The following is a 13644-nucleotide window of genomic DNA, read 5'->3' on the forward strand; positions in this document are numbered from 1 at the left end:
GATCATTGCGGGGAAGATCCCCCCAACACACGGTAACAGTAGAATTGGCAAATAGGTACGCAGCGACGCCCGGCCGCGCCTTTCAGCGCGTTCCGAACACTCGACGTAAGGCTCAGCGATGGGCGAAGGCCTGCAACGGGGCCACTTCCAGCGTGTCCGATGCTAGCGCCTTAATGGCCCGTGTAACCGCTACTGCTCCCGCCAACGTTGTATAGTAGGGGATGTGGTGAAGCAAGGCAGTGCGCCGAATGTCCTTGCTGTCGCTGAGAGCTTTGGACCCTTCGGTCGTGTTGAAAACAAGGTGAATATCCCCGTTTTTCATCGCGTCCACGATGTGCGGGCGGCCTTCCAGCACCTTGTTGATCGCATCACACTGAATGCCGTTGGCCTCCAGTAAGCGCTTCGTGCCGCGCGTGGCGACGACCTTGAAGCCCATGGCCGCAAGCTCCTTTACCGGCGCTACGATGCGGGCCTTGTCACTTTCCTTGACCGAGACGAAAACCGTGCCGCCCGAGGGAAGCTTCTGTCCTGCGCCCAGCTGGCTCTTTCCGAAGGCCATCGCGAAGTCGTGGTCGATGCCCATGACCTCGCCAGTCGAGCGCATCTCCGGTCCGAGGATCGGATCGACGCCGAGGAAGCGGGCGAACGGGAAGACGGCTTCCTTCACCGCAACGTGCTTGTAGGACGGCTTTTTCAGGTTGAACGCCGCGAGCGGCTTACCCGCCATCACCTCGGCCGCGATCGTGGCGATGGGCAGCCCGATGACTTTGGCAACGAAGGGCACGGTTCGCGACGCACGCGGATTAACTTCGAGAATGAAGACCTGCTCGTCCTTGATGGCGAACTGAACGTTCATCAGGCCGACGACCCGCAACGCGAGCGCAAGCTCCCGCGTCTGGCGCTCGAGTTCGGCGATCATCGCGGGCGAAAGCGAGTATGGCGGCAGGGAGCAGGCGCTGTCGCCGGAGTGGATCCCGGCTTCCTCGATATGCTCCATGATGCCGGCGACGAAGGTATCCTTGCCGTCCGACAGGCAGTCGACATCGACTTCGACCGCGTCGGTCAGATAGCTGTCGATCAAAAGCGGGCGCTTGTCCGAGACAACAAGTTCCGAAGGCTTGTCGAGGGTCGCGGAAAGGCGGGCGACGTAACGGTCGACCTCGGCCCCGTCGTGCACGATCTCCATCGCGCGGCCGCCAAGGACGTAGGACGGACGAATGACGACGGGATAGCCGATCTTTTCAGCGACGCCGCGCGCCTCGCCCGGCGACTTGGCGATGCCGCTCTTGGGCTGCACGAGCTTCAGCTTTTCGATCAGCGCTTTGAAACGATCGCGATCTTCGGCAAGATCGATGGCGTCTGGCGACGTTCCGAGGATCGGCACGCCGGCTTCTTCCAATGCGCTCGCAAGCTTCAGTGGCGTCTGGCCGCCGAACTGGACGATCACGCCTTTGAGCGTGCCCTTTTTGCTTTCGACGCGAATGACTTCGAGGACATCCTCGGCAGTCAGAGGCTCGAAGAACAGGCGATCAGATGTGTCGTAATCCGTCGAGACCGTCTCGGGATTGCAGTTGATCATGATCGTTTCGAAGCCGGCTGCGGTCAGCGCAAAACACGCGTGGCAGCAGCAGTAGTCGAACTCGATGCCCTGGCCGATGCGGTTCGGACCGCCGCCCAGGATCACGATCTTGTTTTTCGCCGTCGGCTCGGCCTCGCAAACGGGGTCGCCGGTGAGGCCTGTCTCGTACGTCGAATACATGTACGCTGTCGGCGACGCGAACTCGGCGGCGCACGTGTCTATCCGCTTGAATACGGGTTCGACGCCGAGCGCTTTGCGCGCCTCACGAACCGTCGTTTCGGTCGTCTTCGCGAGCTTGGCGAGGCGAGCGTCCGAGAAGCCTTGCGCTTTGAGCGCGCGAAGATGCGTAGCCGACTTCGGCAACCCGTGCGCGCGGACGCGCGCTTCCGCGTCGACGATCGCCTTGATTTCCGTCAGGAACCAGGGATCGATCTTGCAGTACTGATGAATTTCATCGAGCGAGAAGCCCTCGCGGAATGCCTGAGCCACCTTCAAGATGCGATCGAAAGTCGGACGGGAGACGGCAGCGCGAACGACGTTCTTGTCATCGCCCTGACCGAGGCCCTCGAGCTGCACGTCGTCGAAACCGGTGAGGCCGGTTTCCATCGAGCGAAGCGCCTTCTGCATGCTTTCCGCGAACGTCCGGCCGATGGCCATGGCTTCGCCGACCGATTTCATCGATGTTGTGAGCGTCGTATCGGCGCCTTGGAACTTCTCGAAGGCGAAGCGCGGGATTTTCGTGACGACATAATCGATCGTCGGCTCGAACGAAGCCGGTGTTGCGCCGCCCGTGATTTCGTTCTGGATTTCGTCGAGCGTGTAGCCGACTGCGAGCTTGGCCGCGACCTTGGCGATCGGGAAGCCCGTCGCCTTAGAAGCCAGCGCCGACGATCTCGAAACGCGCGGGTTCATCTCGATGACGACGAGACGTCCGTCTGCCGGATTGACCGCGAACTGAACGTTCGAGCCGCCGGTTTCGACGCCGATCTCGCGCAGCACGGCGATCGAGGCGTCGCGCATGATCTGGTATTCTTTGTCGGTCAGCGTCAGCGCGGGCGCGACGGTGATGCTGTCGCCCGTGTGCACGCCCATCGGATCGATGTTCTCGATCGAGCAGATGATGATGCAGTTGTCCGCCTTATCGCGAACGACCTCCATCTCGTATTCTTTCCAGCCGAGGACGCTCTCCTCGACAAGGACCTGGGACGTCGGCGACGCGTCAAGGCCGCGTTCGATGATCTCGAAGTACTCTTCGCGATTGTATGCGATACCGCCGCCGGTGCCGCCGAGCGTGAACGACGGCCTGATGATCGCCGGCAGCCCGACGGTCTCGAGCGCTGCCGCTCCCTCATCGCGCGAGTTCACGAGTGCCGAGCGCGGCGTTTCGAGGCCGATCTCGCGCATGGCCTCGCGGAAGAGCTGGCGATCTTCGGCCTTGTCGATGGCTTCGGCTTTGGCGCCGATGAGTTCGACGCCGTATTTGTGCAGGATGCCTTGCTTGTGGAGTGCGAGCGCGGTGTTGAGAGCGGTCTGTCCGCCCATCGTCGGAAGAATCGCGTCCGGGCGCTCCTTGGCGATGATCTTGGTCACCACTTCCGGCGTGATCGGCTCGATGTACGTCGCATCCGCGAGATCCGGGTCGGTCATGATCGTCGCCGGATTGGAATTGACGAGGATGATCCGATAACCCTCCGCTCTCAGCGCCTTGCAGGCCTGGGTGCCGGAATAATCGAACTCGCACGCCTGGCCGATGACGATCGGGCCTGCGCCGATGATGAGAATTGAGTTTATGTCAGTTCGTTTTGGCATGCGGCGCAGGGATTTGGCCGAAGCTCGCGATATCGCGGTCGGCTCAGGATTGGATCAGAGGTCGGGCTAAGGGGGCCTTATAGGCAATGCGCCCCGCGGGGGAAACCCCGAAAATTTTTCGTTCGGTCGTTCTTCGCGGATAAGCGCGTTTATCCCTTTTTCACCTTGTCACGTTCCTGTGCATCGGAACTCGGAAGAAAGACGGTCAACAGACCCAGAAACGGCAGGTAAGAGCAGATCTGGTAGACATAATCTATGCCGCGCGCATCGGCGACGACGCCTAAGACGGCCGCTCCGATGCCCGCCATACCAAACGCGAAGCCGAAAAAGATACCCGCGATCATGCCGACCCGGCCCGGCACAAGTTCTTGTGCGAAGACGACGATTGCCGGGAAGGCCGAGGACAGGATGAGGCCAATCACCACAGACAGCGCAATCGTCCAGGTGAGGTTGGCATACGGCAGCGCCAGCGTGAACGGCAGACAGCCGAGGATCGAGAACCAAATCACCATCTTAGAGCCGAATCGATCGCCGAACAGGCCGCCGAGAATAGTGCCTGCGGCGCACGCTCCGAGGAATGCAAACAGCATCAACTGGGACTGCTGCACGGAGACGCCGAAGGTATGGATGACGTAGAAGGTGTAGTAGCTCGTCAGGCTCGCCATGTAGACGTTTTTCGAGAAGACCAGGATGGCGAGAACCGTCAGGGCGACTGCCGTCCGGCGGCGCGAATGGATGAGCCCCGCAGGCAGAAACTCTTTGCTGACCTTGCCCCGCGCGGTCGTTCCCCACTCGCTGACTTTCCAGAGTATCGCCATCCCGGCGAGCGCGATCGCGCCGAACCAGGCGATGCTCTGCTGGCCGCGCGGCAACACGATGAACGCCGCGAGTAACGGTCCCAGCGCGGTACCAAAATTGCCGCCGAGCTGAAACAGCGATTGTGCAAAGCCATGCCGCCCGCCAGATGCGAGCCTCGCGATGCGGGAGGATTCCGGGTGAAAGATCGCGGAGCCGATGCCGACGCAGGCGGCGCCCACGATGAGGACGGCATAGCTCGTCGCGTACGCCAGCATCATGAGTCCGATGAACGTCGACCCCATGCCGATGGTGGTCGAATAGGGAACGGGGCGCCTGTCGGTGAAGTGGCCGATGAAGGGTTGCAGCAGCGACGCCGTTACCTGGAACGCCATCGTGAGAAGCCCGATCTGCCAAAAATCCAGGCCATAATCGTGCTTCAGCATCGGATAGACGGCTGCCAGCAGCGACTGCATCACATCGTTGAGCAGATGACAGAAGCTGACTGCGATCAGGACAGTAAGGGAAGCCGTTGCCATCGGCGTGCGCAGCGCCGAGCGTGACGATTCTATCGTGCTCATTGAAATCTCCGGCGCTGCTTCTAGCGCCGAAGAGGGCCTCGGTCATAGGCCAAACCGGGCATACCAGCCATCTCAGCAAGCATGGTCGGTATCACAGCGAACATGTGCGCAAAGACGGAAGGTAATCGAGACCTATTTGCCAGAGGATGGGTCGGCGGCGGGCGTCTCCGCAGCGGGCGAAGCTGCGACGTCCTTCGGGGGATCGATCTTCATGTCGAGCGGGAACGTATAGCTCGTCTTGAAGATCGGCTTGTCCTCGTGTCCCGGCGCCAGAAGCATGTTGCTGGCCGGCAGGCCCGTCAGCGCGTCGACGTAGAACATCCGGTACGCCTGGTTCGGATCGGCGGTAGAGCCCTTCTCCATCTCCGAGTCGAGCCGGTACGACAGGACATCGCGGCCGTCGATGGTCGTGCGGCCCTTGCAGGCGTAGCTGCCGACATCCGTCTGCTGCGTCACGACGGAGTCCTGCATCTGCTCCTTGATCTGGGTCGCGACCTTCGGCGGCACCGGCTTCCAGCCGGTATCATCCTGCTTCGACCACGCTTCATTGCCGACGAGGATCAATTCCGTCGTCTTGTTGGTCAGCTTCGCGGTTACGGTCTGGTGCATGCGATCGGGAAGAACGTAATCGACCTGCATCGTCGACGGGCCGCTCTCGGTCAGCATATGAGTGTCCATGCGGAACCACGACGACTTCCGCAACTTTTGCAGCGCGGCGGAAACTTCATCGCTGCAGGGATTGGCGTTGGGCTTTGCTCCCGGAGCCGCCCCGGGCGTCGGGGCTTGCGCCAGAACGTTGCTGGAGAAGGCGGCGACGGTGACGAGGGCAAGCGCGATGCGGCGCATAGGACTATCCTGAATAATGCCGGGCCTAACTAATGCCGGATGCGGCTGGATTTAACGGAGCTTTTGCACGGGAGCGTTCGTGGGCGCAACGATGTCGATATCGGTCGGGTAGGAATACTTGACCTTCAAAACGGGGGTTGCCCCGTCCGCGCGGGACGCCACGACGTTGAAGGCCGGAAGTCCGCTCGTGGGATCGACATAGATCGTCCGCGCCATGATCTTCGTATGATCAGCTTCGGGCGGAGATTTGTCCGCGGTGCGATAGGCGATGAGATCCTGGCCCTCAAACTTCGCGGGGCCGAGGCATTCGAAATCGCCAAGCCCCTTGGGCGGCGCGTACACGGCCTGGTTCACCTCGGCGACGATCGATTGGGTAAACTGGGGCAGAAGCTCTTCCATGGCGCCGCTCGTTCCGGCGAAGGCGCGGTCGCCGACCAGCATCGTTTGCTGCTCGCCCGGCATGGCAGGAGACGTCACCGTCTGCAGCATCCGATTGGGCGGCATGTAGTCTATCCGCATATGCGCCTCGCCCTCAGCCGTCGGCTGGCTGAATTCGACGCGGAAAGCCTTCGACGCGCGCTGCTTCTCAAAAGCTGATAGAACATCGTTCGTGCAGTCGGCGGCGAAGGCCGGTGTCGCTACGGCGAGCGAGAGGACGGCTAAGCAAAGCGCGCGCATCGATTTCCTCCAGATTTTTTCCTTGCGTTATACCCAGATCGGCACGTGAAGCGATCTTAAAGTTCAGCAAGGTTGATTTGTGGAATCGTCTATTTGGGGCGCGCCCTGAGCGGGACTATTTTTTGAGCATCTTCTCGCAAGGGTCGCCGCGCTCGGTGCGAGCAGTGAACACGACGAAATCGGCAGCCGGCTGGCCATCAGGTCCGCGTGGTATGTAGGACTGGGCGTCGTCGTTGCCGTCTTCGACCTCGATGAACATGACTGAGACGACCTGCTTCTCCGGCGTGCGCTTGCGAACATACCAGGGCACACCGCGATCCGTCCGCGCGTGGCCTGTGCCGGCGATCAGAAAGGCCGCGCCATTGGTTTTCCCGGCCGCGATAACCGCATCTGCCAGATGCGCATCGCGATAGCGCTGCGCGAAGGCCATACCGCCGAATGCTTCTTTCGGAAGCGCGCCACAATGGGAGACCTCGATTTCCTTCTCCGAGGCTGCGTCGACCTTTTCGCCCAGGGGCACATCGAGGCCCAGCCGCGAACGGTCCTCAGAGGCGAGCGCGCCCTCCCCTTCCTTGGCGGCCTTCCTGATATCGGCGCGAGCGACATCGCCGGCATAGATCGGCAAATCGAGCGCAATCGCGGCGCTGAAGAGAGGTTCGTAGACATTCTTCGGCCACTGGGACTTATCCCAATCGACGAGGCGCTTCAGATCGTCGACGGTACGCGTCTCGGACGTTGCACTTGCTGACAGCGCCCTGAAACTCGCGACGCCCGTTTCCTGATCGGCGCGAAGTTGTTCGAAGACGATCGCGGGGCGCTTCGCAGACGAAGTGTCCGTAAATTCGGCGAGAGCCGCAGATTGCAGAAGATGATGCTCGGCGTTGTCGTGCGTCTCACCGAGGATCAACGCGCCGCCGGATGACATCGCGGCGGACGCGGCCGTTCTCAGACGCATCCACGGATGGGTCGCACACGAACCATCTTTGGCTTCGGCCCTCGCCGGAGCGGTGGCCAGAATTTGTCCGCAAAGAGGGTGCGAACAGGTTTTGGCCTGTCGCGCGATCTCTTGCAGGAATGGGCCTTGCTCAAACGCACAAGCCTGTGCGTCCGATCCGAATGACAGCGCCGAAAGAACGGCCGCGAGCAGGCTTCCGACGCCTCTCGCCCCCTCGGACTTTTTCACCGGTCAGTGCTCCCGGCTCGCCGACAATCCCTTTTGCTTGCGCATCATGTTGACGAAGCGCGTGAACAGATAGTGGCTGTCCTGCGGGCCGGGCGAGGCTTCCGGATGGTGCTGCACGGAGAACACGGGCTTGCCTTCGAGTGCCAAGCCGCAGTTCGAACCGTCGAACAACGAAACGTGCGTTTCAACGACGCCGCTCGGAAGGCTTTCGCGATCGACAGCGAAGCCGTGGTTCATCGAAACGATCTCGACCTTGTTCGTCGTAAAGTCCTTCACCGGGTGATTGGCGCCATGGTGGCCTTGATGCATTTTCTTCGTCGTCGCGCCGAGCGCGAGGCCGAGCATCTGATGGCCGAGGCAAATGCCAAACACCGGCTTGCCGCTATCGACGAGCTTCTTGATTTCAGGCACCGCGTATTCGCCGGTCGCTGCGGGATCTCCCGGCCCGTTCGACAGGAAGACGCCGTCCGGGTTGCGGGCAAGTACGTCCTCAGCTTTTTCCGTTGCCGGAACGACGGTCACCTTGCAGCCCGCTGACGCGAGGCAGCGAAGGATGTTGCGCTTCAGGCCGTAGTCGATGGCGACGACGTGGAATTCAGGGTTTTCGTTACGCTCGAAGCCTTTGCCCCACACCCAGCGCTGCTCATCCCAAGAGTAGCTCTGGCCACTGGTGACTTCGGGAACGAGGTCGAGACCCAGAAGGCCGTGCCAGGCCTTCGCCTCGGCCTTCAAGGCGTCGATGTCGAACTTGCCGGATGGATCGTGCGCGATGACGCCGTTCGGCATGCCCTTCTCGCGGATGCGCGCCGTCAGCGCTCGCGTGTCCACACCCGAGATGGCGATGATGCCGCGGGCTTTCAGCCACTGATCGAGATGCTCGGCGGCGCGGTAATTCGAAGGCTGGGTGATGTCGGCGCGCAAGATGCAGCCCCGGACACCGGAACGGGAGGCGAGGTTGGACGTCTCGGTGTCTTCCGGATTGGCGCCAACGTTGCCGATATGCGGGAAGGTAAACGTAATGATCTGTCCGGCGTAGCTCGGGTCGGTCAGGATTTCCTGATAGCCGGTGATCGCGGTATTGAAGCAAACCTCGCCGACGGCGGTGCCCGTCGCACCGAGACCACGGCCCGCTATGACTGTGCCATCGTCAAGCACGAGGCGCGCGGTCAGAGGCACTTCTGTCCAGGGTTCAGGTGCGGTCATCTGTCATCCATTGAATGGGTCTTCGAGCAACGGCTCAAATCGCGCCGGAACCTAGGGGAACCGCCATTCAACGTCAATTATGGTTCCCCCCCTAAAACTTATGTCCTGCAACGCTTGCCGGGAGATACATGCACCTCGTAAACCAATCCCTCAGTTTCAAGGAGACGTTACCCATGCGCGCCAAGATCAGCGCCGATCTCAAGACGGCAATGAAAGCCGGTGACAAGCCAAAGGTCGCGACACTCAGGCTCATCAACGCCGCCATCCAAGCCGCGGAGATCGAAACGCGTAAGGAGCTCGATGACGCGGGCGTCCTCGCCGTCATGACGAAGATGGTGAAACAACGCCGGGATTCCATCGCGCAGTACACAAGCGGCGGCCGTCCCGATCTTGCAGCCACCGAGCAGTCGGAAATCGATATCATCGAGGCCTATCTTCCGAAGCAGATGGACGAAGCCGCCGTCACCGCGGCGGTCGCCGACGCAATCAAGGAAACGGGGGCCGCGTCCGCCAAAGACATGGGCAAGGTCATGGGCGTGCTCAAAGCCAAGTACGCGGGCCAAATGGATTTTCAGAAGGCGAGCGCCGCAGTCAAAGCAGCGCTTGGCTGAGCCCACCCGGTTGAAGCCGCGCGATCTGCTCAAATGCGGCTCTGTGGAAAGCGGGTATGGTTTGCCGCGACAAGGCATTGAAGCGCCGTGCTTCTAGGCGAATCACCTATTCAGTTGCGTGCCGGGGCGAAGCCGAAAGCGCCTCGGCATAGGAGTCCGCTTCATCGAGGCCCGCTACGCCGATGCGCTTCAGCCCGAACCTTCTGGATGAAATCCGCTCCCGGCTGCTCGTGAGCCAGGTTGTCGGCCGCAAGGTTGTGCTGAAGAAATCGGGCCGTGAATTCAGGGGCCTCTCACCCTTCAAGGCGGAGAAATCGCCCTCGTTTTTCGTGAACGATCAGAAGGGCTTCTACCATTGCTTCGCGTCCGGCGAGCATGGCGACATCTTCACATTCCTGATGAAGACGGAGGGGCTTGAGTTCCCGGAGGCGGTCGAGCGGCTCGCGGCTGAAGCCGGTGTGCCAATGCCGAAGGCCGCCGAACGCAATGTCGAGCAGGAAGACCAGCGCGAGAGGCTTTACCGGCTGCTCGAAGCTTCGGCGGCGTTCTTCGAGGCCAGCTTGCGTGCCGGGATCGGTTCCGAGGCCCGCGGCTATCTCGAGAGGCGCGGACTGGCGCAGGAGACGATCCAGACCTTTCGGCTCGGTTTCGCGCCGAACTCGCGCTCAGCTCTCAGCGCGCACCTCAAGGGCAAAGGGTTTTCGGCTGCCGACATGGCGACCGCGGGCATGCTCATTTCCGGGGACGACATTCCCGAACCCTACGACCGTTTCCGCAACCGGGTGATCTTTCCCATCCTTGATTTGAAAGGTCGTGTCATTGCGTTCGGCGGCCGGGCGCTCGACAAGGAGGCGCCGGCCAAATACCTGAACTCTCCGGAAACGCCCCTCTTCCACAAGGGCCACATCCTCTTCAACGCCGCGCGTGCCCGGACCGCAGCCCACGACAAAAACAGGGTCATCGCAGTCGAGGGCTATATGGATGTCGTGGCGCTTGCCGAGGCCGGCTTCGTTGAATCCGTTGCGCCTCTTGGAACTGCACTCACCGAAGACCAGTTGAAACTCCTGTGGCGTTTTGCACCAGAACCGCTGTTGTGCTTCGATGGCGATGGCGCCGGCCGCAAAGCGGCTGACCGGGCCGTCGAAATCGCGCTCCCATTGGTAAAGCCTGGCTTCAGTGTCGCCTTCGCCTTTCTGCCAGACGGTCTCGACCCGGATGATCTCATTCGCCAGCGGGGCGCGGGCGCCATGACCGAGGTTCTGGAGAAGACGCGCCCGCTCATCGACGTTCTTTGGGACCGGGAGGTGAAAGCCCAGCCGATCGGCACACCGGAACAGCGGGCGGCGCTCGAGGCACGTCTCAAAGCGCTGACCGAATCGATTCAGGACGCGACAGTTCGCAGCTACTACTCGCGAGAGCTACGCGATAGGTTGTATCAACTTGGACGGGAAAGGTTTTCGGCACAAGCGCGAGGCGCCGGCGGGCCATCCGTCCAGGCCTCGTACGCCCGGCCGGTGGCGGCCCCAGACTGGCGTGGACGCGAGCGCTATCGGCTCAGCGGGCCCGAGAAGCGCTTTCCAAAAAAGCCGGCTTACCCTGGTGCAATGACGGCCAGCCCGGAGCTTGTAAGTCATTTTCAGAGCATATTACCGCGCGAGGCTCTTATTCTGAAAACACTTATTAACCATCCATGGCTGATTGATGAGCATTCGGAGGCTGTTGCGGTCATCGAGTTCGCCTCCCCTGCGATTTCAGCGCTTCGCGATGAGATTTTAGCGGTGCATGCGCGCCAAAATTCCCTTGACAGCGCAACTTTACGAACCCAATTGAGCAAATCGGGGGTTGCAAAGGTGGTGGACCTCGTCGCGCGAACGATTACGCACAAAAGCGACCGTTTTGCCGAGCCAGATGCCTCCGCCACCGATGTCGAAGCCGCCTGGCACCATATTCTTGCGCTTCAGCAGCGACAGGCCGAGCTTGGCCTTGCCCTGAAGAACGCCGAGGAGGCTTGGTATCGGGATTGCACGGAAGACGCAGAAAATCGCCTTCTCGACATCAAGCGCCAGATCGCCCGCGAAACGGCGGCAGAACAAATGGACGAGTTCGATCAACCCGACGACGACAATTCAGACTTCAAGCGCGCCGGATAGGCGTGTGGTTTGCATACCCGCTTCGGCGAGCTGCAGCATGCGGCGGTTCGAAGCCTAGCCTTTGTGAGATTTAGCCTCTCTCGTGCGGGAGCGGCGCAGACGACAAGGAACCAAGGATGGCACGCGCCCAGCAGGCAGTCCAAAAGACGGAAGACAAAGACCAGGCCGCCGACGCCCCAGAACGCGACAGCCCGTTACTCGACCTGTCGGACCAGGCTGTTAAGCGTCTTCTGAAGACAGCGAAGGCGAAAGGCTACGTCACGCTCGATCAGCTGAATTCGGTTCTGCCGTCGGAAGAGGTTTCTTCCGACCAGATCGAGGACCTTTACGCCACGCTGTCCGACATGGGCATCACGGTCGTAGAGACCGAAGAAGGCGAGGAAAAGGAAGAAGCAGCCGAAGAGCTGGCCGAGGATGAAGAGGGCCGCGCCCTCGTCACTCAAAATAGCAGCTCGCTCGTCAAATCCGACACCAAGTCGGAGCCCGCCGAGCGCACCGACGATCCCGTCCGCATGTATTTGCGCGAAATGGGCTCGGTCGAGCTTTTGTCGCGCGAGGGCGAGATCGCGATCGCAAAGCGCATCGAGGCCGGTCGCGAGGCGATGATCGCAGGTCTCTGCGAAAGCCCCCTCACCTTCCAGGCCATCATCATTTGGCGGGACGAGCTCAACGACGGCAAGATTCTTCTTCGCGACATCATTGATCTCGAAGCAACATATGAAGGCCCCGAGGCCAAGGAAGTTTCGGCAATTCCGGGCGAAGGTCCGGCTGAGTCCGATTCCGAGACCCCGTCCGGCGAAGGCGAGGACGAGGACGAGTTCGAGAACGCCATGTCGCTTGCCGCGATGGAAGCGGAACTGAAGCCGAAGGTTCTCGAGACCTTCGACCAGATCGCCGCGACCTACAAAAAGCTTCGCAAGCAGCAGGACAAGAAGCTCGAACAGCAACTCGTCGGCGATCAGGGCTCGCGCCAGCAGCAGAAAGCGTACGAGAAGATCCGCGACGAGATCATCGTCGACGTGAAGTCGCTATCGCTCAACAACAACCGTATCGAAAGCCTCGTCGAGCAGCTTTACGCGATCAACAAGCGCCTCATCGGCCTTGAAGGACGTTTGATGCGCCTGGCGGACAGCTACGGCGTGCCGCGTCAGCATTTCATCGACGAATACTACGGCAACGAACTCGACCAGACATGGCTCGACCGTGTTGCCAACAACGGCAAAAAGTGGGGCTCGTTCGTCAAGACCGAACGCGGTCAGGTCGAGCAGATCCGTGGCGAGATCCATCAGCTCGCGACCGAGACGGGTCTCGAAATTCCGGAATACCGCCGCATCGTCAAAGCCGTTCAGAAGGGCGAGCGCGAGGCACGGCAGGCGAAGAAGGAAATGGTCGAGGCCAACCTGCGTCTCGTCATCTCGATCGCCAAGAAATACACGAACCGCGGTCTGCAGTTCCTAGATCTCATCCAGGAAGGCAACATCGGCTTGATGAAGGCCGTCGATAAGTTCGAGTACCGCCGCGGTTACAAGTTCTCGACCTACGCGACGTGGTGGATCCGGCAGGCGATCACGCGCTCGATCGCTGACCAAGCGCGAACGATCCGTATTCCCGTGCACATGATCGAGACGATCAACAAGATCGTGCGCACGTCGCGGCAGATGCTGCACGAGATCGGTCGCGAGCCGACACCGGAAGAGCTGGCTGAAAAGCTCGCGATGCCGCTCGAGAAGGTGCGCAAGGTTCTGAAGATCGCCAAGGAGCCGATCTCCCTCGAGACGCCGATCGGCGACGAAGAGGATTCACATCTCGGAGACTTCATCGAGGACCGCAACGCGGTGCTGCCGATCGAAGCGGCGATCCAGTCGAACCTCAGGGATACGACGACGCGCGTTCTGGCTTCGCTGACGCCTCGCGAGGAGCGTGTTCTGCGCATGCGCTTCGGCATCGGCATGAATACCGATCACACGCTGGAAGAAGTCGGCCAGCAGTTCTCGGTGACGCGCGAACGTATCCGTCAGATCGAGGCGAAGGCTCTGCGAAAGCTGAAGCATCCGAGCCGGTCGCGGAAGCTTAGGAGCTTCCTGGATAACTGATTGAAAGGGCCGCGAAAGCGGCCCTTTTTATTTCCTTGCCCGTAGCGCCCGCTCCGGTTCGCCCATGAACCTTTGGGTTCGTGCGCGGTAAACCATAACGTATACGCATTGCTGAC

General features: G+C 61.0%; 9 protein-coding genes. 3 read left to right on the plus strand and 6 right to left on the minus strand.

Features of this window, described 5'->3' with window-relative positions; translation table 11 throughout:
- Window positions 1–112: 112 nt before the first annotated feature.
- From carB to carA, 6 genes are all read right to left on the minus strand, one after another.
- Window positions 113–3388, minus strand: coding sequence for a carbamoyl-phosphate synthase large subunit (carB, locus tag K2Q04_RS05515; RefSeq protein WP_291160390.1), 3276 nt, complete (start codon window positions 3386–3388; stop codon window positions 113–115).
- A gap of 149 nt (window positions 3389–3537) precedes the next feature.
- The gene (locus tag K2Q04_RS05520; protein ID WP_291160393.1) at window positions 3538–4764 is read right to left on the minus strand and encodes an MFS transporter; all 1227 of its coding nucleotides are present in this window, start codon (window positions 4762–4764) and stop codon (window positions 3538–3540) included.
- Window positions 4765–4896: 132 nt separating this feature from the next.
- Window positions 4897–5610: a hypothetical protein gene (locus K2Q04_RS05525; RefSeq protein ID WP_291160396.1), complete on the minus strand. Its 714-nt coding sequence runs from the start codon at window positions 5608–5610 to the stop codon at window positions 4897–4899.
- A gap of 51 nt (window positions 5611–5661) precedes the next feature.
- Window positions 5662–6288 carry a hypothetical protein gene (locus K2Q04_RS05530; RefSeq protein WP_291160399.1) on the minus strand — a complete coding sequence of 209 codons (627 nt, stop codon included), beginning with the start codon at window positions 6286–6288 and terminating at the stop codon, window positions 5662–5664.
- 115 nt (window positions 6289–6403) lie between these two features.
- A complete protein-coding gene (locus K2Q04_RS05535; RefSeq protein ID WP_291160401.1) occupies window positions 6404–7471 on the minus strand; it encodes a ChaN family lipoprotein in 1068 nt (355 codons plus the stop codon).
- A 3-nt stretch (window positions 7472–7474) separates the two neighbouring features.
- Window positions 7475–8674 (minus strand): glutamine-hydrolyzing carbamoyl-phosphate synthase small subunit, encoded by a 1200-nt coding sequence (gene carA, locus K2Q04_RS05540; protein ID WP_291160404.1) that lies wholly within the window; start codon window positions 8672–8674, stop codon window positions 7475–7477.
- Window positions 8675–8847: 173 nt separating this feature from the next.
- Here carA and K2Q04_RS05545 point away from each other — a divergent pair, with 173 nt between their 5' ends.
- The 3 genes from K2Q04_RS05545 to rpoD all read left to right on the plus strand — a co-directional run bounded on the left by K2Q04_RS05545 (window position 8848) and on the right by rpoD (window position 13528).
- Complete coding sequence (locus K2Q04_RS05545; RefSeq protein ID WP_291160407.1) at window positions 8848–9285, plus strand: GatB/YqeY domain-containing protein; 438 nt, start codon at window positions 8848–8850, stop codon at window positions 9283–9285.
- A 182-nt stretch (window positions 9286–9467) separates the two neighbouring features.
- On the plus strand, window positions 9468–11435 hold the full coding sequence (gene dnaG / locus K2Q04_RS05550; RefSeq protein ID WP_291160410.1) for a DNA primase: 1968 nt from the start codon (window positions 9468–9470) through the stop codon (window positions 11433–11435).
- A gap of 116 nt (window positions 11436–11551) precedes the next feature.
- Window positions 11552–13528, plus strand: a complete 1977-nt coding sequence (gene rpoD / locus K2Q04_RS05555; protein ID WP_291160412.1) for an RNA polymerase sigma factor RpoD — start codon at window positions 11552–11554, stop codon at window positions 13526–13528.
- Window positions 13529–13644: the final 116 nt, after the last annotated feature.

The sequence above is a fragment of the Hyphomicrobium sp. genome, assembly GCF_019753045.1.
Taxonomy (GTDB): Bacteria; Pseudomonadota; Alphaproteobacteria; order Rhizobiales; family Hyphomicrobiaceae; genus Hyphomicrobium_B.